At 39.3% G+C, this 25,493-nt stretch carries 29 protein-coding genes and 1 other annotated feature; of the genes, 18 read left to right on the top strand and 11 right to left on the bottom strand.

Annotated features, from left to right (window positions below):
• Positions 1 to 23: 23 nt before the first annotated feature.
• Genes GPDM_RS02650 through GPDM_RS02660 form a run of 3 tightly spaced genes read right to left on the bottom strand, consistent with a single transcriptional unit; the run spans position 24 to position 2,982 of the window.
• The gene (locus GPDM_RS02650) at positions 24 to 830 is read right to left on the bottom strand and encodes a carbohydrate ABC transporter permease (RefSeq protein WP_008428708.1); all 807 of its coding nucleotides are present in this window, start codon (positions 828 to 830) and stop codon (positions 24 to 26) included.
• Positions 831 to 848: 18 nt separating this feature from the next.
• Positions 849 to 1,724 carry a carbohydrate ABC transporter permease gene (locus GPDM_RS02655; RefSeq protein WP_008428710.1) on the bottom strand — a complete coding sequence of 292 codons (876 nt, stop codon included), beginning with the start codon at positions 1,722 to 1,724 and terminating at the stop codon, positions 849 to 851.
• A gap of 4 nt (positions 1,725 to 1,728) precedes the next feature.
• The gene (locus GPDM_RS02660) at positions 1,729 to 2,982 is read right to left on the bottom strand and encodes an ABC transporter substrate-binding protein (protein ID WP_008428712.1); all 1,254 of its coding nucleotides are present in this window, start codon (positions 2,980 to 2,982) and stop codon (positions 1,729 to 1,731) included.
• Between the two features lie 214 nt (positions 2,983 to 3,196).
• Positions 3,197 to 3,407 (top strand) — a binding site (T-box leader).
• A gap of 98 nt (positions 3,408 to 3,505) precedes the next feature.
• On the opposite strand from GPDM_RS02660, the gene trpE reads away from it, so the two are divergent.
• Positions 3,506 to 4,855, top strand: a complete 1,350-nt coding sequence (gene trpE / locus GPDM_RS02665; RefSeq protein ID WP_008428713.1) for an anthranilate synthase component I — start codon at positions 3,506 to 3,508, stop codon at positions 4,853 to 4,855.
• A complete protein-coding gene (locus tag GPDM_RS02670) occupies positions 4,852 to 5,445 on the top strand; it encodes an anthranilate synthase component II (protein ID WP_008428716.1) in 594 nt (197 codons plus the stop codon). Before trpE ends, GPDM_RS02670 begins: the two co-directional genes overlap by 4 nt.
• A gap of 38 nt (positions 5,446 to 5,483) precedes the next feature.
• On the opposite strand, the gene GPDM_RS02675 is transcribed toward GPDM_RS02670, so the two are convergent.
• A complete protein-coding gene (locus GPDM_RS02675) occupies positions 5,484 to 6,338 on the bottom strand; it encodes a dimethylarginine dimethylaminohydrolase family protein (protein ID WP_008428717.1) in 855 nt (284 codons plus the stop codon).
• A 140-nt stretch (positions 6,339 to 6,478) separates the two neighbouring features.
• On the opposite strand from GPDM_RS02675, the gene GPDM_RS02680 reads away from it, so the two are divergent.
• Positions 6,479 to 6,922 carry a GNAT family N-acetyltransferase gene (locus GPDM_RS02680; protein WP_008428718.1) on the top strand — a complete coding sequence of 148 codons (444 nt, stop codon included), beginning with the start codon at positions 6,479 to 6,481 and terminating at the stop codon, positions 6,920 to 6,922.
• Positions 6,923 to 6,952: 30 nt separating this feature from the next.
• Here the strand turns inward: GPDM_RS02680 and GPDM_RS02685 are convergent, their stop codons facing one another.
• Both GPDM_RS02685 and GPDM_RS02690 read right to left on the bottom strand, forming a co-directional pair.
• Positions 6,953 to 7,336 carry a nucleotide excision repair endonuclease gene (locus tag GPDM_RS02685; protein WP_008428720.1) on the bottom strand — a complete coding sequence of 128 codons (384 nt, stop codon included), beginning with the start codon at positions 7,334 to 7,336 and terminating at the stop codon, positions 6,953 to 6,955.
• 94 nt (positions 7,337 to 7,430) lie between these two features.
• The gene (locus GPDM_RS02690) at positions 7,431 to 8,078 is read right to left on the bottom strand and encodes an SDR family oxidoreductase (RefSeq protein ID WP_008428721.1); all 648 of its coding nucleotides are present in this window, start codon (positions 8,076 to 8,078) and stop codon (positions 7,431 to 7,433) included.
• A 130-nt stretch (positions 8,079 to 8,208) separates the two neighbouring features.
• On the opposite strand from GPDM_RS02690, the gene GPDM_RS02695 reads away from it, so the two are divergent.
• On the top strand, positions 8,209 to 8,490 hold the full coding sequence (locus GPDM_RS02695) for a DUF6509 family protein (RefSeq protein ID WP_008428722.1): 282 nt from the start codon (positions 8,209 to 8,211) through the stop codon (positions 8,488 to 8,490).
• A gap of 39 nt (positions 8,491 to 8,529) precedes the next feature.
• Here the strand turns inward: GPDM_RS02695 and GPDM_RS02700 are convergent, their stop codons facing one another.
• Complete coding sequence (locus GPDM_RS02700; RefSeq protein ID WP_008428723.1) at positions 8,530 to 9,261, bottom strand: SurA N-terminal domain-containing protein; 732 nt, start codon at positions 9,259 to 9,261, stop codon at positions 8,530 to 8,532.
• A 244-nt stretch (positions 9,262 to 9,505) separates the two neighbouring features.
• On the opposite strand from GPDM_RS02700, the gene hisC reads away from it, so the two are divergent.
• The gene (gene hisC, locus GPDM_RS02705; RefSeq protein ID WP_008428724.1) at positions 9,506 to 10,615 is read left to right on the top strand and encodes a histidinol-phosphate transaminase; all 1,110 of its coding nucleotides are present in this window, start codon (positions 9,506 to 9,508) and stop codon (positions 10,613 to 10,615) included.
• 79 nt (positions 10,616 to 10,694) lie between these two features.
• Here the strand turns inward: hisC and GPDM_RS02710 are convergent, their stop codons facing one another.
• Complete coding sequence (locus GPDM_RS02710; protein WP_008428725.1) at positions 10,695 to 11,414, bottom strand: YwaF family protein; 720 nt, start codon at positions 11,412 to 11,414, stop codon at positions 10,695 to 10,697.
• A 156-nt stretch (positions 11,415 to 11,570) separates the two neighbouring features.
• Between GPDM_RS02710 and GPDM_RS02715 the strand changes: the two genes are divergently transcribed.
• The 12 genes from GPDM_RS02715 to GPDM_RS02770 all read left to right on the top strand — a co-directional run bounded on the left by GPDM_RS02715 (position 11,571) and on the right by GPDM_RS02770 (position 22,008).
• Positions 11,571 to 11,876 carry a hypothetical protein gene (locus GPDM_RS02715; protein ID WP_237704125.1) on the top strand — a complete coding sequence of 102 codons (306 nt, stop codon included), beginning with the start codon at positions 11,571 to 11,573 and terminating at the stop codon, positions 11,874 to 11,876.
• An 88-nt stretch (positions 11,877 to 11,964) separates the two neighbouring features.
• Positions 11,965 to 12,333, top strand: coding sequence for a nuclear transport factor 2 family protein (locus GPDM_RS02720; RefSeq protein ID WP_008428727.1), 369 nt, complete (start codon positions 11,965 to 11,967; stop codon positions 12,331 to 12,333).
• 189 nt (positions 12,334 to 12,522) lie between these two features.
• Positions 12,523 to 13,527, top strand: coding sequence for a LacI family DNA-binding transcriptional regulator (locus GPDM_RS02725; RefSeq protein ID WP_008428728.1), 1,005 nt, complete (start codon positions 12,523 to 12,525; stop codon positions 13,525 to 13,527).
• A gap of 58 nt (positions 13,528 to 13,585) precedes the next feature.
• Entirely contained in the window at positions 13,586 to 14,503 is a 918-nt protein-coding gene (locus GPDM_RS02730) for a sugar kinase (RefSeq protein ID WP_050789193.1), read from the top strand.
• Between the two features lie 46 nt (positions 14,504 to 14,549).
• Positions 14,550 to 15,560 carry an ureidoglycolate dehydrogenase gene (allD, locus tag GPDM_RS02735; protein ID WP_008428730.1) on the top strand — a complete coding sequence of 337 codons (1,011 nt, stop codon included), beginning with the start codon at positions 14,550 to 14,552 and terminating at the stop codon, positions 15,558 to 15,560.
• 22 nt (positions 15,561 to 15,582) lie between these two features.
• Positions 15,583 to 16,584: a TRAP transporter substrate-binding protein gene (locus GPDM_RS02740; protein WP_008428731.1), complete on the top strand. Its 1,002-nt coding sequence runs from the start codon at positions 15,583 to 15,585 to the stop codon at positions 16,582 to 16,584.
• Between the two features lie 69 nt (positions 16,585 to 16,653).
• Positions 16,654 to 17,151, top strand: coding sequence for a TRAP transporter small permease (locus tag GPDM_RS02745; protein WP_008428732.1), 498 nt, complete (start codon positions 16,654 to 16,656; stop codon positions 17,149 to 17,151).
• A complete protein-coding gene (locus GPDM_RS02750; RefSeq protein ID WP_039862797.1) occupies positions 17,148 to 18,422 on the top strand; it encodes a TRAP transporter large permease in 1,275 nt (424 codons plus the stop codon). Before GPDM_RS02745 ends, GPDM_RS02750 begins: the two co-directional genes overlap by 4 nt.
• 11 nt (positions 18,423 to 18,433) lie before the next feature.
• Entirely contained in the window at positions 18,434 to 19,453 is a 1,020-nt protein-coding gene (locus GPDM_RS02755) for a zinc-binding alcohol dehydrogenase family protein (RefSeq protein ID WP_008428734.1), read from the top strand.
• 12 nt (positions 19,454 to 19,465) lie between these two features.
• Positions 19,466 to 20,086: a bifunctional 2-keto-4-hydroxyglutarate aldolase/2-keto-3-deoxy-6-phosphogluconate aldolase gene (locus GPDM_RS02760; RefSeq protein WP_008428735.1), complete on the top strand. Its 621-nt coding sequence runs from the start codon at positions 19,466 to 19,468 to the stop codon at positions 20,084 to 20,086.
• A 15-nt stretch (positions 20,087 to 20,101) separates the two neighbouring features.
• Positions 20,102 to 21,160, top strand: coding sequence for a mannonate dehydratase (uxuA, locus tag GPDM_RS02765; RefSeq protein WP_008428737.1), 1,059 nt, complete (start codon positions 20,102 to 20,104; stop codon positions 21,158 to 21,160).
• 11 nt (positions 21,161 to 21,171) lie between these two features.
• Positions 21,172 to 22,008, top strand: coding sequence for an SDR family oxidoreductase (locus GPDM_RS02770; protein WP_008428739.1), 837 nt, complete (start codon positions 21,172 to 21,174; stop codon positions 22,006 to 22,008).
• Positions 22,009 to 22,330: 322 nt separating this feature from the next.
• Here the strand turns inward: GPDM_RS02770 and GPDM_RS02775 are convergent, their stop codons facing one another.
• From GPDM_RS02775 to GPDM_RS02785, 3 genes are read right to left on the bottom strand one after another with little or no spacing between them, the layout of a single operon-like run.
• Positions 22,331 to 22,903, bottom strand: coding sequence for a 5' nucleotidase, NT5C type (locus GPDM_RS02775; RefSeq protein WP_008428740.1), 573 nt, complete (start codon positions 22,901 to 22,903; stop codon positions 22,331 to 22,333).
• Complete coding sequence (ribD, locus tag GPDM_RS02780) at positions 22,900 to 24,003, bottom strand: bifunctional diaminohydroxyphosphoribosylaminopyrimidine deaminase/5-amino-6-(5-phosphoribosylamino)uracil reductase RibD (protein WP_008428742.1); 1,104 nt, start codon at positions 24,001 to 24,003, stop codon at positions 22,900 to 22,902. The genes GPDM_RS02775 and ribD overlap by 4 nt, the downstream gene beginning before the upstream one ends.
• Positions 23,990 to 24,751, bottom strand: a complete 762-nt coding sequence (locus GPDM_RS02785) for a GTP cyclohydrolase II (RefSeq protein WP_008428744.1) — start codon at positions 24,749 to 24,751, stop codon at positions 23,990 to 23,992. Before GPDM_RS02785 ends, ribD begins: the two co-directional genes overlap by 14 nt.
• A gap of 244 nt (positions 24,752 to 24,995) precedes the next feature.
• Between GPDM_RS02785 and GPDM_RS02790 the strand changes: the two genes are divergently transcribed.
• Positions 24,996 to 25,493 (top strand): ferritin, encoded by a 498-nt coding sequence (locus tag GPDM_RS02790; protein WP_008428746.1) that lies wholly within the window; start codon positions 24,996 to 24,998, stop codon positions 25,491 to 25,493.

A 25,493-nucleotide genomic window follows, 5' to 3' on the forward strand; every position in this document is an offset into this window, starting at 1 on the left:
CTCTAGTTGAGCGATGTCGCTTTTTATTTTATTGCACCAGCTGTCATACCAGCGACAAAATAGCGTTGTAAGAAAACATAAGCAATAACCATCGGTGCCGAAGCAATAATCACCCCTGTAAAGAGCATTGGATAATTTGTGGAGTACTCGCCCTGGAATTCTAACAAAGCGAGCGGTAAGGTTTTGTATGCATTATCGGTAATGAACAGCAGAGGGTACAACAAATCATTCCAGTGCATTACAAATAAGAAAATGGCTGTTGCCGATAAAGAAGGCAATGACAGCGGAATCGCTACTTTTGTGTAGATTTTCCAATTTCCTGCTCCGTCAATGGTGGAAGCCTCGAATAACTCTTTCGGCAAAGTTTTCATAAATCCAGTTAAAATAAAAACAGCAATTGGTAATGTTGTAGCAATGTTTACAAGTATGAGTCCCAGCAAACTATTCGTTAGGCCAAAGTCCAGCATGAGTGAATAAAGTGGAACCATGCTAACTTGTGCTGGAACCATCATGCCAAGCGTAAATAAAATAAATACTAAATTGCCGATCCAATTGTTGAGTCGCGTAATGCCATAGCCAATTAGCGAAGCAAAAAATAATGTCAACGACACAGAGAACAACGTAACAATGACGCTGTTTAAAAAATAGCCAGCCATTGTTTGTTCCTGGAAAATGGATGAATAATTTTCAAATTGAAACCCTGATTCTGGCCAACCAAGGGGGTTTCTAAATGTTTCTTGAATGGTCTTCAATGAAGTTAAAACAACAATGAGCAAAGGAATTAAAATCAGTAATGCATAGATAGTTAGTGAAAACCTTCGGAAGAACAATGAGTTTTTCCTCCTCTCTTAATACGAAATACGATTAGAGCGTAAAACTTTAAACTGCAGATAAGTAATAACCGCAATAATGACCATGAAAATAACTGAAATCGCGCTGGCATAACCAAATTGATAGCTTCTAAATGCGATATCAAAAATATATGTGGCGACAATTTCTGTTGAATTATTTGGACCACCGCCTGTCATTGCAAATACTAGATCAAATGCTTTGAAGGATTGAATTGTTGTATACGCAACAACGATGGTGGCAGAAGGGGCAAGTAGTGGCCACGTCACATTACGAAATGTTTGCCATTTTGATGCGCCTTCAATTTTTGCCACTTCGTAAAGTTCTTCTGGAATGGCTTGCAAGCCAGCAACAAAAATAATCAGCATTTGTCCTGCATGAAACCATATTTGTGTAATGGCTAAAGAGTAAATCGCAATATTTGCGTTACCGAGCCAGTTTTGTGCTAAAAATTCCAGCCCAATCAACTCTAATAGCTGATTTAATATACCGAGAGAAGGGTCGTAAATAAACGACCATATAAAAGCGACTGAGACAGACGATAAAATAGTCGGGAAAAAGTAAAGCGCCCGTAAGAAAATAGTCGTCTTTGTGTTTTTCAAAACGATTAATGCAAAAGCCAAGGCGACAATCGTTTGAAATACGACAACAACTAGCATGAATTTCAAGTTGTTGCCAATCGTTTTCCGGAAAATAGTATCTCCTGTAAAGGCGCGTTCATAATTTTCAATCCCAACAAACTGAAAGCTTGAACTTAAGCCGTCCCAATCGGTAAACGAATAAAACAATGCGCTAATCGTTGGATAAACAAAGAAAATCGCATATAAAAAGAGCCCCGGTAAAAAGAATAAATAAATTGATTTCGAAGTTTTCATTTTGTTAGTCCCTATTTTCGTCCACGATCTGTTGCGCTTCTTTTGCGGCTTCCATTGGCTCTGCTCCACCGAGAACATTTTCAATAGAACTTAAAACAGCAGCTTCAATTTGCGCATTCGTAATCAAGAATCGGGGCTGGAAACGTGTTTTTCTTTCATCAATCCAATAAGCTGTATTTTGCAATACTTCAGATTCATATTCAACATCATTAATTGTTAAATGTTGACCTGTTTCATTGGCATATTGTGATGCGATTTCAGGCTGGCTAAGAAAAGCGATAAATTCTTTTGCTTGTTCTTTTTTCTCTGATTTGCTATTGACTGCAAGCATGAAAGTCGCTGTGTTAATGCCTTCGTACATCGCTTCGTTTTCTTCTACTGTTATTGGCGCCATCAAATCAAGTTCAAGGTCAGGGTTCAAGTCAAGTAAAGCGGACATATGGTAAGAGCCTGTTGCTAGCATGGCAGCTTCTTCGTTAGCGACCATCGCCATTGCAGAATCTTGTGAAGTGCCCAGTGCATCTTTTTGAATATAAGACTTTTGTTCAAGTAGCTGGAAATCCTCTAAAGTTTTTACCCACCACTCATTAGTTAAGGACTCCTCACCATTTTGAAGCTTTTCAAAAACATCTTCATCAGGTGCATTATTCATCATCATACTGTTCATAAATTGGTTCGGGCCAATATCTGCACCAGGAAAGGCAATTGGAGTAATATCATTTTCTAAAAGAGTATCGGCCATTGTTTGAAATTCACTCCAACTTTTTGGAACTTCAAGACCAAGCTCTTCAAACATGCCCTTGTTGTATACAGGCATATTGAAAACTAATTGGTATGGTAACGCTAGCTGAGCCCCATCTTTTTGACCCACACTAATTAACTCTTTGTCGAAGTTGGAAACAAAATCTTCTCCGCTTAAATCTTCGAACAAACCAGCGCTAGCAATTGCTTCAAACTGAGCTCCTGGGAAGGAGGTGAAGACATCCCCTGTTGACCCATCTTGCAAAAGGCGTTGCCCGGTAGCTTGATATTGTTCAGATGGATAAATGGTCATTTCTACAGAAACTGCAGGGTTTTCTTCTTCAAACTGAGCAATAAGATCATCTAATACAGCTTTATCCTCACCGCGCCAGTGAATAAAACTAATCTTTGTACGATCTTCTTCTCCTTCAGTACCCGAATTACTTTCACCTGCACAGCCTGTGAGAAGTAGCGCCCCAGATAAAAGTCCGGAAGTTAAAAGTAAAGAACGTTTCATTGATATTTCTCTCCCTTCATAATTGGTAATAAATTAACACTTACATTATTTATACATGATTTTGAATAGAAATAATAGAATTATCTAAAAACAGTGAATATAGTTGACAAATCACTTTGGATTTAATAAGATGAGCACAACCTTTTTGTACGGATTACGGTAGCAGGTGTCGGGAGCGACACCACCGAATTCTAGTTGAGAAGAGTATAGTAGAGCTAAATCGATGAATAAGAAAAGTAGCACAGATCAACCTCTCAAAGAGAGCCAGTGGCAGGTGGAAACTGGTGGGGTATCTGCGTGAATGGGCTTATGAGTGATTCTTTGAAAAAGTAGTAGAAGAGTCCGTTTCCCTACGTTATCGGGGGTAGAGTGAAAGCTGTAATAGCTTTAACATGAGGTGGTACCACGGTCAATCCGTCCTCTGCAAGGAACAATTCTGTTTCTTGCAGGGGACTTTTTTGTTTTTAACAGCTACGAAAAATGTGCTAGTAGCTACGTTTTTCAGAAATGGAGATGAGTTGAGATGAGTAAAGAAATGAAGATGAGAAAAATTGATGGAGATTCGTTAACCCCTATTGCGGTGTTTAATCGATTAGCAGGAGAACGCAAATGCTTGCTTGAAAGCTCATTAAAGACCAGTGTGACAGGTCGTTATTCGTTTATCGGAGCAAATCCGACAGTGGGTTATATCGGCCACGGACAACAATTGCGAGAAATTAATTTTCGGACAGGTACCGAAACCTTACATGAAGGAAAACCATTAGAACTGATCAAGAAATTAATGCCGCACTACGATGCGGAAATAGAAGGTCTTCCGTTTACAGGGGGAGCTCTAGGTTACATTGGATACGATGCGATTCAAGTTTACGAACCTGTTAAAGCACCAAAAGAAGATAGCCTTCAAATGCCGGATATTCATCTGCAGATTTATGAAACCATTGTGGTATTTGACCATGTAAAACATGATGTAACAATCTTATCGTTTGAAGATAAGTTAGATGAAATTGAGCAGCAGTTAGCTGTTCCAGAAAAGTCAGCGACAATAGAGCAACAATCGCTGCAATTCCATTCCAAAACAAGCGATTCTTTTTTCCGCAAACAAGTAGAACAAGCAAAAGATCATATCCTTAAAGGGGATGTGTTCCAATTGGTCTTGTCTCAGCGTTTGTCTGCAAGTTACAAAGGGGACGCTTTTACGCTGTATCGTAAATTGCGTAAGCAAAATCCGTCGCCTTATCAATTTTTTATTGATTTTGATGACTATGCAGTAGTTGGGGCTTCACCAGAAAGTCTTTTGACGATACGTGACAGTCATATGATTACCAATCCGATTGCAGGCACGCGGAAACGCGGAAAAACGGATAGTGAAGACAACCGTTTGGCAGAAGAGTTGGCTGGCGATGAAAAAGAGCAAGCTGAGCATAAAATGCTTGTCGATCTCAGTCGTAACGATGTTGGGCGCGTTGCTCAAATTGGGACGGTAGATGTACCAAAGTATATGGTCATTGAAAAGTATCAACATGTCATGCATTTGGTGTCAGAAGTGACAGGGGAACTAGACCCGAAAATGCATCCGCTAGACGCATTAGTATCGTGTTTACCTGCTGGAACGGTTTCAGGAGCACCTAAAGTTCGTGCTATGCAATTGATACAAGAGTTTGAAGAAGAACGCAGAGGGGTTTACGGTGGGGCAATTGGTTATTTAGGGTTTAATGGCAACCTTGATGTTGCACTCGCCATTCGTACTTTTGTTGTGAAAGATGGGATGGTTCATGTTCAAGCGGGAGCGGGTATTGTGTTTGATTCGGATCCGCAAGCAGAGTACGAAGAAACGCTTCACAAAGCGCGTTCACTTACGGAGGTGTTCGGATGATTTTACTAATCGATCACTATGACTCATTTACGTATAATATTTATCAAGCGGTCGCAGCAATGGATGTCGAAGTTGAAGTAGTCCGTTATGGTGTTTTGACGCTTGAAGAGATTAAAGAAAAAAATCCTCAGGCGATTATTCTTTCCCCAGGACCAGGCCACCCACGAGAATTGCCTGAATCGATGGAGCTAATTCAGAAATTGCACAAGTCTGTTCCAATTTTAGGGATTTGTCTCGGCCAACAATTAATTGGCGCAGCATTTGGCGGGAACGTTGTCGAAGCACCGTTTATCCGCCACGGTAAAGTATCGGATGTATCGCATAGTCATCAAGGGCTGTTTAAAAACATGCCATTGCCGTTACCAGTTATGCGCTACCATTCACTCGTGTTAGAGCCGGAAACATTGGCGAGCTGTTTAGAAGTTCAGTCTAAAGCACTCGATGACGATACAATTATGGCGGTGAAGCATCAAGATTATCCGGTTTATGGAATTCAGTTTCATCCGGAATCTATCGGTACGCCAGACGGTGTCGAATTGATGAGAGAATTTATTGTGCAAAGTCGTCAAGAAGCAACGCATCCGCGATAAAAAATAACCCTAAGCCAAAATGGCTTAGGGTTATTTTTTCACGATCGAATTAATGGCATGGTACAGCAACGGAATGCACCGCCAGATTTAATGATTTCAGAATAATCGACTTCGATGACGTGAAAACCACGAGCAGTCAAATGCTTATTTACTTGCATATTTTGCGGTTGGCTAAACACTTTACGGTCACCAATGGACAGCACGTTGGTCCCTAATGCAAACTGTTCTTTTTCATTAACGCGGATTAATGTATAACGTTCAGCGAGCATACGAATCGTAGCTGCATCAAGTGCTTCCGGGAAAATTAGCGCTTCGGTTGGAGACAAGATATTAAAGACACAATCCAGGTGTAAGTATTTCTCATTAAAAGAAATGGGAACGATTTCGAAATCGCGCAGTTCGGCTTGCAGTTTTTGAATGGCTTTTTTAGAAGTTCGACTACTAACCCCCACAAAGACCGTATCTCGGTCAATAATGACGTCGCCTCCTTCAATTCGGTGACCCGCTAATCGTTTGAAGTTAACGTGATGGGTTTCCATCCACTTTTCAAGCTCTTGTTCTTCACCTTGGCGAATATCAGAAGCCATTTCACTTATGAATACCGTATCACCAATGGTAAAGCCGATGTCACGTGTGAAAACTTGTTCAGGATACTTCTGCGATGGCTCTATCAAATCTGTGTGAACACCGTTTTCGATTAAAGCTTGAACAAATGTATTGTGTTGATGGAGTGCTTTGTCTACATCAATATTTTCATCTTTGTATCTTTTTTGAACGTCATTGATGACATCTTTTATTTCCATAAAGCGAGGGGGACATAACAAAACCCGTCGGAGCGGATCGTATTCACTTTGGCTGTGAGCAGATAAACTTTCTTTTGTTGTGGTAGCCATATTATTTCCTCCAAAAAACATAGTTGGTAGTTTACTATTCCTTTTGAAAAGAGAATTAAAACATGATTGTTAATAGAAGATGCACAAAAGCTGTAGAAAATGAGAGAATAAAATGAGTTTGAAAAAGGGGGAATAACTTCGTGGAAATTATTCAACAAAATGAGTCAGAAGACCGTGAGTTTATACGAAAAAAAGTGATTGAACATAACATGGCTAATTTATCTGCAGAAGTAAAATCGCCAATTGAGCAAATGGATTTTATTGTGCGCAATGAAGAAGGGGAGGTTGTAGGGGGCTTAACGACTACAAGTTTCTGGAAAAGCTTACATATCGACTTTTTATGGGTAGATCCTTTAATGAGAGGTCAGCGCGTGGCGGAAAAGCTAATGGCTCAAGTCGAAGTGTATGCACGCAGTAAAAAGTACAGAGTGATGATTGTGGATACATTCAGTTTTCAAGCGCCTGAATTTTATAAGAAGCAAGGTTTCACGGAATTTGGTCGAGTGAACGATCACCCAGAAGGACATAGCCATCATTATTTTGAAAAGTGGCTTGTTGATCCTACTGAGATTAAAAAGCAATAAAAAAGGAAGCCCGAGGGCTTCCTTTTTTGACTATTCTTGGTCTTTGTAAAACACTTTGTCTACGTTGTATCTAGCTTTATGAGCGTTGATTAAATACGTTTCGTAAATTTCGCGTTCCATTGGATCTTCAACGAAAGAAACCGTAATACGGTAAACTTCTTCGCGGTGATTTTTCAATGGCGATACTGAATCTTCAAAATGCTTTTTCACACGTTGACGTAGTTTGCGGGCTTTCCCGACAAACAATAACTCGCCACTGTGGTTGAAGAATTGAATAATGCCGCCTTTATCGCGTGGAATATCGTGCAAATCGATAAAGCCGAATAATGGTTTGATGACAGCTTCGTCACCTGTAATTTCTTGTTTGCGCTGTGTAATCGTCACATCAGCTTTTGGTGGTTGAATATTAATCATGCTTATCACGTCCTCTAGTTATCGTATTGCCTATTTTAACACAAAAAAGAGCGAAAATCCATTCGCTCTTTTTTACTCTAGATTCTAGTCGTTCCTATAAGGAATTTAGTTGATCGCTGGCTGGCTGATCGCCTTGTAGTACTTCAAATACTTTATGGTAAGTGTTGTTGCGATCGAGCACATCCACTAATACATGTGCCACGTCTGCTCTTGGAATAGATCTATCTTCTAAAGAACTAAAGCCGTCAAGCGACACTTCAATCTTGCCAGATTTTTCTTCATCTGAAAGTGCGCCTGGGCGAACAATTGTGTAATCCAAATTGGTTGTTTTCAATAAGTCATCCGCTGTGCGTTTAGCGACAAGGTACGGCTTCATCGCTTCACCACCCGCGTCCGGATTGTCTGATCCGACCGAGCCTAGTTGTACAAAGCGTTTTACACCTTTTTCTTGTGCATATTGAGCAGCTTTTACAGAGCCCCATAAATCAATCGTTAATGTTTTATCAGCGCCTGTTTTTGGGCCAGACCCTGCAGCGAAAATAACAGCATCTACGCCTTCAAAAGCATCACTGAAATCTTGTTCTAAATCGCCTAATACTACATTAGCAGCACCGAGCTCTTTTAGTTTATCTATTTGTTCTTCTTTACGAACCATAGCAGTTGCTTTGTGATTCGTTTCGGCTAATTCTTTGACAATGTTGCGGCCGACTTGACCGTTTGCTCCAATAACTAATACGTTCATTCGATTCCACTCCTTTAATTGTCTTCACTTTCTTTATGTTCCCCCTTAGGGTCAGAATAAACGTTTATTTTGCTGTGTAACTGTCCAAAAGGGTGTAGACAAGCTAGAATAGAAGAACGGAGGTGTTACAATGCAAATTACAGATTACGTGTTTCACAAAATCAATGACCCAACAGGTATCATGGTGGGCGATCGCTATGAATTCTTGTTGAACGTGGAAGTAGACGAAGAAGATGAATTATATACGGAAAGTGGCTTAGAGTTGCGTGTTATTATCGCTGCAGAAGAAGCTGGGGCTCGTATCGCACATTATAACTTTATCGATAAGCAAACAAGAGGCGCGCTTGAATTTGGACTTGAAGATGAGGAAGAAGAAGAAATCCTTGCTTACTGTTCAGAAAAACTAGCGTAACAAAAAACATCCTGCTCAACTTGAGCAGGATGTTTTACGTCATATGTTAATTTCAATTTCGGCTGATTTCTTCAATTCTTCAATTTGGGCGAAGAGCGCATCTTGTGTTTTTTGTCCTTCTAGCGATTGACGAATTGTAGGTTCCATTTCTTTTAGAGGGGGAGCTTCTGCTTCAGAAGATTCAACAAAGCCATCATAAGCTGCTTGGACTTCTTCGTCAGTCACTTTATCGACTTCGACTTCTTCTGCAACATACTGCTCATATATCAACTGTTCACGAAGTTGCAATTCCATTTCTTCTATTGTAAAACCCGTTTCTTTTAATGCTTTGTTCATAGCTTCTTCTGTTTCAAACTGGTTTTTTAATTCTTCCAAACGTTCTTTAACCGTTTCGTCATCAGCTTTATAACCTTTTTCTTCGGCATCTTGCAAAATAACTTTATTGCCAATCAACACAGATAAAGCTTGCTCTTTTAAAAGATTAGCGCTTTCTTCATCGGAAACCGATTGACCTTGGGCAGCTAATGTAGATTCAAGCTGACGGGCAACGCTATTATAAACTTTCCCTAAAATTTCTTCTCCATTGACAACGACAACCACTTCTTCTTTTTGAGGCAGTTCGAGCTTGTATTCTGTGGGAGCTGCTTCACCAGATGGTTCGGTTGTTTCAGGCTCGGAGTTTTCTTTTGAAGTCTCTTCATCATTATCAGTACACGCGCTCAACGTTAATAATAACAAAAACGAGGCGAATGCAAATGTCATTTTCTTCATCGTATTAAATCTCCTCTTTCAATCTGTCTGTTTAACAGTTAACCACATTATTTTATCCGACACAAATAGTTGGATATGCTTGTGCAAATAATGTTGCAATTCTGTATAATGAGTTGGAAGAGGTAATACCATTTAGATAGAAAACAGCGCATAAACCAATTGGATTTAAAATGCTTTATGACAATGCTATGATTATAAAAATACATAGATAATACTATACCACTTATATTTTGGAGGAATTCCTATGACAAGCTCGAGTAAAATTACAGCACGTAAAACATTGGAGAAAATCCAGCCATATTCACCCGGAAAGCCAATTTGGGAAGTGCAAAAAGAATTAGGGTTGGATCGTGTCGTCAAACTGGCGTCTAATGAAAATCCGTTAGGACCTTCTCCTAAAGCAGTGGCCGCCATCCAAAACGGATTAGCAGGGTTAAACCGTTATCCCGATGCAGATGCTAGCGCATTAAAGAAAGCTATTGCTGAAAAATACCAAGTAACGCCAAAACAAGTGATTACGACAAATGGTGCCGATGAATTGATCACGTTAATCTCTGAAGCCTTTCTTGAAGCAGGGGACGAAGTAATTGTTCCATCTCCATCATTTAGTGAATATGACTTTGGTGCACATATTATGGGTGCTACAGTCGTACCGGTTAAATTTAAAGAAGATTTCGAGTACGATGTAGACGCATTAATATCTGCCGTTACAGAAAAAACGAAGATTATTTACATTTGCACGCCAAACAATCCAACAGGGACGTACATTCCAAAATCGGATTTGGATAAATTGGTAGATGCGCTTGATGACGTTTTAGTAGTGATTGATGCGGCTTATGATCATTTCGCAGATGCAGCAGATTACACAAATGGTGTGGAATACGTGAATGCAGGGTACCCGGTTGTCACATTGGAAACGTTCTCGAAAATTTATGGTATTGCTGGCGTACGTGTAGGTTTCGGTATTGCTCCTGAAGCAATCGTTCAATCGATTTTAAAAGTAAAAGAACCATTTAACGTCAACACATTAGCGCAAATTGCAGCGACCGCAGCTATTGGAGATACTGAGCATGTAGAAACTTCTCAAGAAACCAATAAAGCAGGACGCAAACAATTATACAAAGCTTTTGATGAGCTTGGATTAACGTATATTGAAAGTATGGCCAACTTTGTATTAGTACAAATTGGTGAAGACGGAGAAAACCTATACAAACAACTAATGGCGAAAGGTGTCATTGTTCGCCACGGGAAAATTTGGGGATTACCTGATTACGTGCGCGTTTCTGTTGGGACAGAAGAAGAAAACCAATTCTTCATTGATGCTTTAACAAGTTTAGTAGTGAAACAAGCGTAGAGAAAAAAGCTTCCGATTCCGGAAGCTTTTTTATGTGTACTATTACCTTGCGTTAGGCTTAGTGGATTACTGAGTCAATTCACGGGCCCTTTACAAATTTGCGGAACAGCAAGTATTGAATAGAAAATAGCGCGAAAGTGGTTAAGCAAAGGTTAATGTAATACCACAGACCTTCTCCAAAAAAATCTAGAGGAGAAGTAGTTGTAGGGCGCTGCATTAAAAAGAGGAAATTGGAATCTGTCCATGGATTGAGAAAAAATCCTACTACGGCAGCGTATACAAGAAGTAAACCATAAACAGAAAAAAGAGATCGCATCGTAATAGCTTGAGGACGGCTTAAAGCTAAAAACAAACAAGCCCATGTTATAGCGGTGTGGTGAATAAAGAATTTCCAGAAACGAAAATGTTGGTAGTCATAAGGTAATTCTGGAGTCACTAATGCTAAAAAAGCGGGCAGTACTCCTAAAAAGAAAGCTAATTGAATCCAGAAAGGACGCATAGTTAGTAGGCCAATTATGGAAACAACAGAAGCGACACCGCATAGATGAAAGGGCATCTGGTTATGAAAGCGCCAAACGTCATTGGTGATGGCCCAGTAATGATAAGAAATTTCCGACGCTAAGAGGAAAAGGAACAATAACCAGCGTAACCAGTGGACCCCTTGTTGGGTTTCTTTCAACTTATTTTTAAACGAGAAAAGAAGAAGACTCCCGATAAGAGCGATAGTGAGTACGATTAAGTGGCTCGTAGAAAAAAGAGTGAAATAATGAGTAGATGTCGCACCAAACCAACTTTCCATAATAGCCCTCCCTATGCCGAAGATATTGTGAGAATAGTTTAACATTAATTGGTTGTGGAAGTAGCTTTGAGCTGGTAGTTTTACACAAACATAAACAGATGTTTTGCTTAAACGGTTCTTTCTACGATAAACTGCTTTAAAAGCTCCTTAGGAGGAATGCCAGTGGATCATATGAAATTATTGTCATCCATCACGTACATCGATACAGAACGTTCCATAGAAGCTGGCGAAATGAAAATCGTTGAAACTGAACGCAATATTGACCTATATAGAGATACGTTAATAACACCAGGCACACAATTTCATGTTGCGAATGTATGGGATATCTCTTACAAATCGTTTTCTTCAGAAGCTAGATTGCTATACCTTCATACACATCGTGGTGTACTGACGTATATGATCTACACAGACCCAGATAAATTCGTAAAAACGTTTAAAAAATTGAAAAACGAGAATTACTAAAGAAGATAGGTTTTTTCCTGTCTTCTTTTTCGACTTTATAGAGCTATGTAGAAACGTATATGCATGTGATAAGAGAGGAGAAAAGAAAATGGAGAACACCATCAACATTGCAAAACAATGGATTGAAAATGTGAACGACAAAAACATTAACGCCGTACTAGAAGTTTCAGATCCGCATATTGAATTGGTCGGACCCAGAGGAGTTGCAGAAGGCCATGATATTTTACGGAAGTGGATTGAGCAGTCAGGTATTCATATGGAGACACAAGACTACTACGTGAAAGGTGACGAAGTAATTTGTGTTCAAAAAGCTACATGGGAAAACCAAAGTGGACATGTCACGATCTACACGTATATGCAAATGAGAAATGGAAAAGTCCATCGCTTGGGGAGATATGACACATTAGACGATGCTTTCGGACAATGTCATTTAAGCGAAGAAGATTTGGTTGAATAGAAAAAACTATCACCCAAAGGTCATAAACTGACCTTTGGGTGATAGTTTTTTAATTACTAGAGAAAATGCTGATTTTTGAGTATTTTGACAACTATTTTAAATTAACTGAAAAAACTATTGATTTCTAAAATTATTTCAATTATAATTTCCTAAACGGCTTACTAAACCGGTTTAGTAATAGGAGGAAAAATGAAGAAAATAACAATGCAAGATGTAGCGCTAAAAGCAGGGGTTTCCAAAAGTACTGTTTCCCAGTATATAAATAGTCGTTTTGAGTTTATGAGTATAGCGACCAAACATAGAGTTGAAGAAGCTATTAAGGAATTAGGTTATATTCCAAATCACATAGCTAAAAGTTTAAAACAGAAAAAAACTGGAACAATCGGTGTGATAGTAGCCAATATTCTTCATACATTTTCTACAGAAATTATTCGAGCAATCGAGGATGAATGTGAGAAAAACGGATTTCACTTATTTGTGTGTAACGCAGATGATCAACCAACAAAAGAACGATCGTATATTGATATGTTGGTAGCAAAACAAGTTGATGGTTTAATCATTTTTCCGACAAATGGCAATAACGATTATTATAAGCAATTAAAAAATGCGGAATTTCCAATTGTCTTTGTTGACCGCGTTATCAATGAACCGATTTTTCCGACCTTGTTGCTAGATAATGAAAGCGCTTCACAAATAGCGGTAGATCTATTGGTAAAAAAAGGCCGAAGCAAAATCGGTTTAGTATCTACTTCTATTGCGCAAAACGTAACACCCCGTGTTGAGCGGATCAAAGGCTTTAGAAAGACATTAGTAACACATGGTTTGAGTATAGAAGAAGATTGGATTGTAGCTGAGAAGCGTCAAGAAATTGGAAGTAAGCTTCAACATTTATGGGATTCGGGCAATCGACCAGAAGCTTTTTTTGCTACAAACGATTTAGCTTTAATAGAGTTGTTGAAGTTTATCAAAAAAAATAACTTGGCTATTCCAGAGGATATCGGTGTGATAGCAATTGATGACTCACCATTTCTTGAAATGGCTACAACACCGATTTCAGTAATTAAGCAACCGACTTTTGAAATAGGGCAAAACGCAGCTGACACACTATTGCAATTAATTGTTAGCAAAGATTTCAAAGATCACTACGAAGAAAAACGGTATCAGCCAATTTTGGTAGAACGAGAATCAATATAAAGAAAGGGGGGTGAGGTTTTTGCTTAAAGAGTTGGGCGTATTAACAATTGGGGATGCCATGATTACGATGAATCCTATGACGACCGGACCACTAAAGTATGTAACGCAATTTGAGCGTAAAGTCGGTGGTGCTGAAATGAACTTTGCGATTGGCTGTGCAAGATTAGGGCTTAATAGTAAGTGGATTAGCAGGTTGGGAAAAGATGAATTTGGACAAGTCATTTATAATTTTGCGCGTGGTGAAGGTATTGATGTTTCATCCGTTAGTTTTGTTGAAGGTGTCCCAACCTCAGTTAATTTCAAAGAGATTCATGCAAGTGGTTCAGGGAAAACTTACTATTACCGAACACCATCTCCTATCGAATCTCTTACAGAAGATGACATTACAGAAGAAATATTCGACGGCATTCAAGTAGTTCATTTAACTGGAGTTTACTTAGCGCTTGGGGAAAAAAACTTGGCAATCGCAAAAAAAATACTAACTATAGCCAAACAAAAAGATATTTTGGTGTCTTTTGATCCGAACATTCGCTTGAAACTATGGAGTATTGAAAAAGCGCGGGAAGCTTATGAAATGATTTTTCCACAAGTAGATATTTTATTAACGGGATTAGATGAAATTCAAATGGTTTCAGGTAAAGAAACCTTAGAAGACCTAGTAACATATACTGAAAAATTTGCTATACACGATTTCGTTATTAAAGACGGAGAAAAAGGATCGAAATTGTATAGAAACGGAAAATGGATTAAAGCATCAGGATTTTCGGTGACACCTGTAGATACTGTGGGTGCAGGCGATGGCTTTGATGCAGGTTACATATATGGTGTATTAAATAATTTTGATAAAGAAACCTTATTGCGCTTCGCAAATTGTGTAGGTGGACTTGTTACTACTGTCACTGGAGATAACGAAGGGCTTCCTTATTTAGAGGAAGTCGAGAACTTTATTAATGGCAACAAAGTGATTGAGCGTTAAGTAATAGTAAACGAAGAATAGAGTTTCTTAGAACAGGAGGAAAGCTGTGGCTACAGTAACTGTACCGTTTCAAGAAGTTCAAAAACTAATCGAAGAAAAGCTGGTAAGTGCTGGTGTTAGCTCAGAGCATGCTACTAAAGTCGCTGAAGTTCTTGTTCATGCAGATTTACGAGGTGTGAACTCGCATGGTGCACTTCGGACGGAGCATTATATGAAACGTCTCAATGCAGGTGGCATTAACCCCACCCCTACTATTGTATTTAACCGAACTGGTCCATCGACGGGTGTGGTCGATGGAGATGATGGGTTTGGTCATATTGTTGCCGATCGTGCTATAAATCATGCGATTGAGATGGCTAAAGAAAATGGAGTAGGTATGGTAACGGTAATGAACAGCAGTCATTGTGGGGCACTTAGTTATTTTGTAGAAAACGCGACAAACCATAAACTAATTGGCATAGCGATGACTCATACCGATAAAATTGTAGTGCCATTTGGAGGGAAGGAATCTTTTTTGGGTACAAATCCAATAGCTTATGGAATACCTGGAAAACTCGAAAAGCCGTTTATTTTGGATATGGCTACTTCAAATGTTGCGTTAGGTAAAATTCTTCAGCATAAAGAAGAAGGTAAAGAAATTCCCAACGGATGGGGAGTCGATGAAACAGGTGCATCCGTTACCGATCCGGCGAAAGTTGTATCCTTAACGCCATTTGGTGGTCCGAAAGGTTCTGGCTTATCTATAATTGTTGATATTTTTTCAGGTTTACTTGCAGGTATGGCGTTTGGTCCTCATATTTCTCCAATGTATAAAGAATTCGAGAGGAAAAGAAAGCTAGGTCATTACTTTTGTGTGATTAATCCTTCTTATTTCACGGATATCGGAGTTTTTTTGGAGCAAGTGGACAAAATGATAAATGAAATCCGAGAAGTTCCGGCTGTAAAAGAGTTTGAAAATGTTCTAGTACCAGGAGAAATTGAGCAAAAAAATGAAGAGCGCAACAGACAAGAAGGCGTACGAATTGCTGCAACTACTTATGAGTATTTAAAAAAATAAACATAAAAGGGGAGAATAGAAAATGAAAAAGAAATGGTTAACAGGAATTTTTGCATCTGTATTAGTATTAGGAGCTTGCGGTTCAAATGAAACATCAGAAGAAAGCGGTTCAGAGTCAGGCGACAAAGTTGAGTGGCGTTTTGGACATTTAGCTGATGAAAATCATATTTGGCACAAAACTGCTTTGAAGTTTGAAGAACTAGTAGAAGAAAAGTCAGATGGTCAAATGGAAATTACCATTTATCCGAATAACTCGCTTGGTGGCGAAACAGATACGATCAACTCAATCCAAGCAGGGACAGCGGACATGGTTATTTCAGGTGAAACACTACAAAACTGGGCTCCTAATGCGGCTTTGATGGCAGTACCTTATGCCTTCCGTGATCTAGAGCATGTAAAGTCTGTGATTGAAGGTGAGATTGGCGAACAAATCAAACAAGAAATTGGTGAAGAAGCGGGATTAAAAGCTCTTTACTACCATACACGCGCCCCACGTAATTTAACATCGAATAAAGCAATTACTTCTCCAGATGACTTGAAAGGATTTAGTATGCGTGTACCAAACGTCCCGTTATTCTTGGATGTATGGCAAGCTGCTGGTGCATCTCCACAAGTAATGGATTTTAACGAAGTATTTACTGGATTGCAACAAGGTGTAATTGATGGTCAAGAAAACCCGGTAGACTTGATCAAAAGTGGTGGCTTGGCTGAAGTTCAAGACTTTGTAAACCGTACTGAACATGTTTACTCATGGATATACATTTTAGTAGGAAATGAACAATACGATGCACTTTCTGACGACTTGAAACAAGTGGTTCAAGATGCTGCTGCAGAAGCACAAATCTTTGGTGAAGATCTTTATGAAACGGAAATTGCTGCAGTAGAACAAGACTTGATGGATGCAGGTATGGAATTTGTAGATGTTGATCAAGATGCATTCCGTGAAGTAATGACACCAGCTGTTGAGGCTTCATTATCATCAGAGCAACTAGAATTATACAAACAAATCCTTGCAGTTGAATAATATGTGAGTAGGGCATATTTGGCTGCTATGGCCAAATGTGCCTTTCCATTGAGGAAGGAATGAATTCGGATGTCCAATTTCCGGAAATTGATTGATAGCACACTCGCTTTTTTGACAGTCCTCAGCTTCGCAGGGGTTATCATTATTGTTACGATTCAAATCGTTTCACGGTTTACGCCTATGTCCTTTATTTGGACAGAAGAATTGACAAGGTACCTTTTCCTATACGGTATTAGTTTTGGTGCCCCATTAGCCTTAATGCGAAATGAATTCATCAATGTGGACATGATTCTTAACCGAATGTCTGATAACTTCCGCAGGTACTATGAAGTAATCATTTATCTCACAATTATTTTATTAAGTTTGGTAATGGTTATTCAAGGTTATAATTTTACGTTACTAGGCGACAAGCAACGTTCTGCGACTATGCCTTTTCAAATGTCAGTTGTTCATGCATCTTTGCTGATCATGAGCGTATTTTTAGTATTTTATGCTGTCATAAAAATTGTCGACCTCATAAAAAATAAACAAAATTATAGTCAGAATTATGGAGGTGACGATAACTGATGGCTACATTACTTTTTGTATCCTTTATCGCTTTAATTTTCCTCGGGGTACCGGTTGCTTTTAGTTTAGGGTTAGCCTCATTTATCTATCTAATGATGGCAGGTATTCCACTCAATATCATTCCACAACGAATGTTCGGGGGATTAAACTCATTTGTGCTGTTATGTATCCCAGGATTTATTCTTGCTGGAAATTTAATGAATGCGGGTGGAATCACTCAACGAATCATTAAGTTTGCTAACGACCTTTTTGGTCATATCCGAGGTGGCTTGGGGCTCGCGAATGTCGGAGCTTCCATGGGCTTTGCCGGAATATCAGGAACCGCACTTGCAGATACGGCGAGCATTGGTTCTATTTTAATACCTGCAATGAAAAAAGAGGGTTACGGTTCAGGGTTTTCAGCCGCTGTAACGGCGTCTTCATCGACAGTGGGCCCAATTATTCCACCTTCTCTACCAATGATTATTGTTGGAACTTTGGCCTCACTTTCTATCGGGGATCTATTTTTAGCGGGTGCACTTCCAGGGCTTCTTCTTGGAGTTGGATTAATGATTCCAACTTATCTTATTTCAGTTAGACGAAATTATCCGAAAGGTGATCGCCAGCCGCTTAAAGTGATTTGGAAAAGCTTTACAGGAGCTTTTTGGGCATTATTAATGACGTTCATTATTCTTTACGGGATTTTAGGTGGATTCTTTACACCAACAGAAGCATCTGTTATTGCGGTTCTTTATGCTTTTGTTATTGGGATTTTTGTATACAGAGAATTACCGATTAAGAAAATACCAGAAATTATGCTGTCTTCTATGACAGCAACTGCATCGATTATGTTGTTAGTGGGATTTGCTAATTTGTTTGGGTGGATTATGGTACGCGAACAAATTCCACAATTAGTTGCGGAATCGATTCTGGGTATTTCAACGAATGCGATTATCGTCATCTTATTAATCAACTTGCTGCTCCTTTTTGTAGGAACGTTCATGGAAACTATTGCGGCTTTAGTTATTTTGTTCCCTGTCTTGTTGCCAGTTGCGTTAACAGTCGGAATGGACCCTATTCAGTTTGGCGTCATGATGGTTTTGAATTTGGTGATTGGATTGGTAACCCCACCGGTAGGCGTTTGTCTCTTTGTCGCGTCTCAAATCGGAAAAGTATCTATTGGAAAAACATCGAGAGAATTGTTGCCATTTTTAGGGGTCAGTTTAGCAGTATTGATGCTAGTCGCATTTGTGCCTCAAATTACGTTATTCTTACCAAATTTATTTGAATAGGCGGTTGTGAAATGAAAGCAGTCCAAGTTCCAGAAGCCCATAAAATACAAATCATCGAACAGAAAAAACCAGAAATTCAACGAAAAAATGAGGTTTTGGTCAAGGTAAAACGCGTAGGTATATGTGGTTCAGACATGCATATTTACCACGGGACGAATCCACTAGCCACTTTACCACGCGTTGTGGGACATGAAGTAACCGGTGAAGTAATAGAAGTTGGTGTTGCTGTTGAACACTTAAAGATTGGCGATCGTGTTGTAGTAGAGCCGATTAATTACTGTGGCGAGTGTTACGCTTGTAAAAAAGGTCGTCCAAATGTCTGTGGAAAACTATCTGTTTTTGGTGTTCATGAAGATGGTGGCATGCGTGAATTTATCGTATTGCCTGAAAAACAGTTACATACTGTAAATTCGGAATTAGAGTGGGATGAAGCGGTTTTGGCAGAACCATTTACTATTGGAGCCCAAGCAGTATGGCGTGGAAACGTTGAAAAAGGCGACACGGTATTAATTCAAGGTTGCGGACCTATCGGCATTTGTGTTTTAAAGCTTGCTAAAATTGCAGGTGCGACCGTTTATATGACGGATTTAAATGAAGAACGGTTAACTTTTGCGAAAACAAGCGGCGCAGATGAAGTCATTCATGCAGGCAAGGAATCTATAAAAGATCGCCTGCTCGAATTGACTTCTGATGAAGGAGTCAACGTGGTAATTGATGCAGTAGGGCTCCCAGCTACAGTAGAGCTGAGTATTGATGTAGTTTCACCATCGGGCAGTGTCGTTATTCTTGGATTTGACGAGAGACCTTCTGCAATTGCGCAATTACCGATTACAAAAAAAGAAATTAACATCGTTGGTTCAAGGTTACAAACCAATCAATTCGGAAAAGTTATAAGTCTTATGAACAGTGGTGCATTAAAGTCAGGTGGATTAATCACACATAAGTTTTCGTTGGGTGACGTACAAGAAGCATTTCAGTTTGTTGAAAATAATCCGGATAAAGTAAGAAAAGCATTAATCGTATTTGAGTGAGGAGAAATGTAGATGTTACCTAAAATGGAAGTATACCAACGGATTTTAGATGCCAAAATTATTGCTGTCGTACGTGGTAAAGATGCGGACGAGGCAATCGCGATTGCAGAAGCTGCGGCTAATGGTGGGTTAAAAGCTATCGAACTAACTTATACAACGCCAAATGTTGCTCATGTTTTTGATAAACTAGCGAATTCATCGGCGTTAATTGGAGCAGGTACAGTGCTAGATGCTGAAACGGCTAGGCATGCATTATTACACGGGGCAGAATTTGTTGTAAGTCCAAGTTTCAATCTGGAAATTGCTAAAGTCTGCAATCGCTATAGCGCACCTTACTTACCAGGCTGTATGACAATTAAAGAAATGGTACAGGCTACTGAATGGGGATGCGATGTTCTCAAACTGTTTCCTGCAAATGGATTTGAACCTTCTTTTGTGGGGTCAGTTAACGGGCCATTGCCTAAAGTTCGCATTATGCCGACCGGAGGCATCAATATTAACAATATGAATGCATGGCTTGATGCGGGTGCTGTAGCAGTTGGAATCGGTAGTGATTTAACAAAAGCATATCGTTCAACTGGAGAAAAAGGAGTTACTGAATTAGTTAAAGCTTATTTAAATAAACTAACTTAACAGAGGAGGACACACATGAATATTACATTTCGTTGGTATGGACGGGATAATGATAGCGTGCAATTAGAACAAATCAAACAAATTCCAGGAACAAACGGAATAGTTTGGGCACTTCATCAGAAGCCTGCTGGAGAAGTTTGGACGAAAGAAGAAATAGCTTCAGAAGTAGAATACATTAAGTCTTATGGATTTCATGCAGATGTTGTAGAAAGCGTTAATGTTCATGAATCCATTAAACTGGGCAATGAAGAACGCGATCATTATATTGAAAATTACAAAGAAACTATACGCAATTTGGGCGAAGCAGGTGTTAAAGTAATTTGCTATAATTTCATGCCAATCTTTGATTGGACGCGAACTTCTTTGTATCACCCGCTATCTGATGGTTCAACGGCTTTATTTTTTGAAAAAGAAAAGATCGAATCTTTAGAGCCAGCAGAGCTGATCGAAACGGTTGCTTCTGCTTCTGACCTAACACTTCCAGGATGGGAGCCAGAAAAAATGGCTCGAATTCAAGAACTTTTTGCAGCGTATGAAGGAGTGGATGAAGAACAACTGTGGGAAAATCTCGCTTATTTCCTGAAAGCGATTTTGCCAATAGCAGAAGCGAGTGGTATTCAAATGGCTATTCACCCGGATGATCCACCATGGTCAATTTTTGGCTTGCCCCGCATCATGACAGGGGAAAAGAGCTGGGAGAGGCTAATTTCAATTTCTAATTCTCCGGCTAACGGGATTACATTTTGTACAGGATCGATGGGTGCAAACCCAGAAAACAATATGGTAGATTTAGCATCGAAATACGCTAAACATTCACCTTTTGCTCATTTACGTAATGTTAAAATTTTTGATAACGGGGATTTTATCGAAACCTCTCATTATACTCAAGATGGTTCTATCGATTTGAATGGTGTGGTTCGTGAATTATCAAAACAAAACTACACAGGATATGCGCGCCCTGATCATGGCCGTCATATATGGAATGAAGAATGCAGACCTGGATATGGTTTATACGACCGTGCACTAGGAATTATGTATCTTTTAGGCTTGTGGGATGCATACCAAACAAAGTAAAGGGGGATATCATGTTTTCAACTCATGAAAATATAGTAGGACGAACAGCTGTAATTACTGGAGGAAGTGGCGTGCTTTGTTCAGAAATGGCGCGTCAACTGGCCAAACAAAAAGTAAATGTCGCCATCTTAAACCGCACAGTTGAAAAAGGACAAGATGTAGCAGATGAAATCAATGGCGCGGGCGGACAAGCGATTGCAGTAGCTGCTGATGTATTGAATCGAGAATCTTTAGAAGCAGCAAAAGAGCAAATCCTTGAAGCTTATGGTCGAATCGATATCCTTATTAACGGTGCGGGAGGCAATCATCCAGACGCTATTACAGACATTGAAATTCATGAAGAGCAAGCATCAGGAAAATCATTTTTTGATTTGGAAGAAGGTGGTTTCTCGCGCGTATTCGCTAGTAACTTCACTGGTACGTTTTTAGCTAGCCAAGTTTTCGGCAAAGAGTTATTAAAGCAGACATCACCAGTCATTTTAAATATTTCTTCAATGAGTGCTTATGCACCGATGACAAAGGTACCGGCATATAGTGCTGCTAAATCAGCTATCAATAACTTTACGATGTGGATGGCTGTCCATTTTGCAGAAGAAAACTTGCGTGTCAACGCGATTGCACCCGGTTTCTTCCTAACAAAACAGAACAAAGACTTATTGACCTATCCTGATGGTTCATTAACACCGCGTTCTGGAAAAATCATGGCAAGTACGCCGATGAAGCGCTTTGGTAAACCTGAAGATTTAGTAGGGACTATGTTGTGGCTAATAGATGAAAGTTATTCCGGTTTCGTAACAGGAATTACAGTGCCTGTAGATGGCGGTTTTTTAGCTTACTCAGGTGTATAAAATACTTATATTCTGATGAATATGCATAGTATAAATAAAAGAGGTGTTGGAATGAGTTTATTCCAGTACCTCTTCGTTTTTGCTATCTCTAATATAAAATTACATACATATTAAAGAAGAGAGGATGTTTTTATATTGAAAAATAAGAACCAAACGCTAGCGAAGGCGCGTCCATGGGGTAGGCGAAGCTAAAAGACAGATGGTTTTCCTGGCTTTTGGCGAGAGCCATCCCCAAAGCGACCAGAGCGAGTCCTTATCCTTTTTAATAAAAAGACTGTAGAAAATTCGAATAGATCGAATTTTTTACAGCCTGCACACAAACTTACTTTAATTCGCTATTTATCAAATCGCCCAACTCATCCCAATTCTTAACGCGGGGCAAATCGAGGTGGCGGTTATAAGATTGATCTTTAACAATTACGGTAACGGATTCACCCGTTAATGTATTTAAGACAGCTGGCTTGTCATCAAAATAATAATCTAACTGCAAACTTTTAATGATATCCACTTTTTCCGAATCTTTCATGCCACAAAAAAAGTTTTCTCTTGCGATAGGAAAGCCTTGTTCAACCATCCAGTTAAACGTACTCTCTGTGTATTCGGGTGGACGCGATGTTATATAGTAGATTTCGTGCCCATCTGATTCGAGTTGGGTTAATAATTCGAGTGCATCAGAATACAATGGACAGTCAGTAAAGTACAAAAAGTTTAACGAGCGGTTCCACATGTTTTTACCTTCTTCGTCACTCAATCCGAATGCTTCATGTATTTCGACACGATTTAACTTATGGAAAACAGCAATATCTACTGGTTTGTTTAATTGCTTTTGGTAATAGTGAAAGGCGTATTCACGCAAATTAATCAAGGTATCGTCTATATCAAAACCAAATTTCATCTTTTGCTGCCTCGCTTTTCAGGATAACCTGTAAATTTAAAGTCTTTCCCAACTTTGCTGAATTCACCATCGCGCAATTCTATGGCATCTTTCATCCACTCTACGCCTGTTCCTTCAATAAAAGTCGGTGCCAGTTTTCCGCCTACAAGTTTCGGTGCAAAATAAAACACCACTTTATCGATCAAGTCATTTTCTAAGAATGCCGCATTGATCGTGCCGCCACCTTCGATAAACAGTGAAGAAATACCTTTTTCACCCAGCGTGCGAACAACGTCGATGACATCTACTTGCGTATCGTGACTAGTTTCGAATATCAAAACGCCTAATTCTTCTAATGCTTGTCGTTTCTCTGCATCGTAATTTTGACTAGTGAAAATCCAAGTATCCACAATCCCATCTGTAACAAGTTTGGAATCGAGCGGAATCCGCAATGTAGAGTCTAGTACAATGCGAATTGGGTTTCGGCCGTTTGAAATACGAGCCGTCAACTCAGGATCGTCTTCGATAACCGTACCGACGCCAACCAAAATGGCCATATGCTGACTACGCATTAAGTGAACATCTAATCGTGCTTCTTCTGCTGTAATCCACTTACTATCAAGAGAGTGAGTAGCGATTTTGCCGTCAAGTGTAGATGCTGCTTTTAATGTCACAAAAGGAGTTTTTGTTACGATGAATTTATTGAAAACTTCGTTCATCTTTATGGCTTCTTCTTCACGAACGCCCACAATTACTTCGATTCCTGCTTCTTTCAACATTCGTACGCCATTTCCGGCAACGATAGGGTTTGGATCTAAAGTTGCGATGACCACTTTTTCGATGCCTGCATCGATAATCGCTTGCGCGCAAGGACCAGTACGACCGAAATGAGAACAAGGTTCAAGTGTTACATAAATAGTAGCGCCTTGACTCATGTCACCCGCCATGCGGAGTGCATGAATTTCAGCATGTGGCTCACCAGCTTTAAGGTGCGTTCCAATACCTACAATTCGGTTGTCATTAACGATAACCGAACCGACGAGAGGGTTAGGATCTGTTTGTCCTTTTAAGGTTTGTGCATTCGTTAAAGCAAGGTTCATATAAAAGTCATGGTTTGACATGCATAATGTCCTCCTCGTCCTTAAGGTGGCCAGAACGATCGATTTTTGTTTGCAAATAGTCTTTATTGTATTCGGATTCGTCTCCCCATAGAGAGGTTCTAGATGCAATTTGCAATCCAGCTTTTTCGATAGCATCGACTTTTTTAGGGTTGTTGGTCATTAACGTAACAGGTTTAGTGCGAAGTGCTTGTAATACAGCAATCGCGTCACCATAATTTCTAGAGTCATCCACATACCCCAATTTTTCATTTGCTTCAACGGTATCATAGCCATTTTCTTGTAGCACATATGCCATTGCTTTACTAAAGAGGCCAATGCCGCGCCCTTCATGATTGGCTAAATAAAACAATGCACCCGTGCCGTGGTCGGTAATTCGTTTCATCGATTGTTTTAGTTGATAACCACAATCGCAACGTTTACTGCCAAAAATATCACCTGTATGACAAATCGAATGCATGCGAATTAATGCGTCTTCATTGTTTTCAAAATCTCCGTAAACAAGGACACTCGATTGCTGATATTCAGCAAGGTTTGCTGAGTTAAGTTTTTCAATGATGCTCTCGTAATCTTCGGTAACTTCATCAAGACTCAACCAGCAATACCAGTTGAATACATAAGTTTCTTCATATAAATTCACAGGCAGCCGGATTGGACCTACTAGGTATACAGCGCCTTCATCAGTTTGGATCATTTGAATTTTCTCTTTTAATATCGCAAATACTTTTGGATCTAGCTTCATAGTTGTCATTTTAGTTCCCCCTACATGACTATCTAAGTAATATCGTACTACATCTTGTTACTAAAAATAAGTTATTAGTCTCGGAAGGTTTTAAATAATAATAATTATCGTTAGATAAAGATATAGTCTATCTATAGGTGATATCCATTCTCAATTGAAACTCATTATTCTCATTTAATTTGATTGTTTAAGAAGGTTGTGTTATATTAACTACATTATAATAATTCTAAATAAGAAATAGGAGGAATAAAACATGTTATCAGAAAAATTAACAAATGCGTTAAATGATCAGTTCAACAATGAATTGCAAGCGGCACATGCGTATACGGCAATGGCGGCGTATTTTTCGAAAAAAGGGTACCATGGTTTTGCTAACTTCTATTTAATCCAATCAAAAGAAGAACATTACCATGCGATGAAGTTTTATCATTATTTAGTGACAATGGATGAGAAGCCGGTGTTGCAGGGGTTAACTGAACCGAAAAATCATTTTAATAGTGCATTAGATGTTCTGGAAAATTCATTGGCTCAAGAGAAAAGCGTAACGAGCAATATTTATGCATTGGTCACATTAGCTGGTGAGTTAGAAGAACACGCGACGTTATCGTTCTTAGATTGGTTTATCGAAGAACAAATGGAAGAAGAAAAATCGTTCCGTGATATTATTGCAAGAGTAAAAGCCATTGAAGAAGGCGGAGAATACTTCTTGAAAATGGATGATGAATTTGCACAACGTAAACTAGAAGATTAA

Origin of the sequence: Planococcus donghaensis MPA1U2 (genome assembly GCF_000189395.1) — a bacterium.
In the GTDB taxonomy this organism is placed as follows: Bacteria; Bacillota; Bacilli; order Bacillales_A; family Planococcaceae; genus Planococcus; species Planococcus donghaensis_B.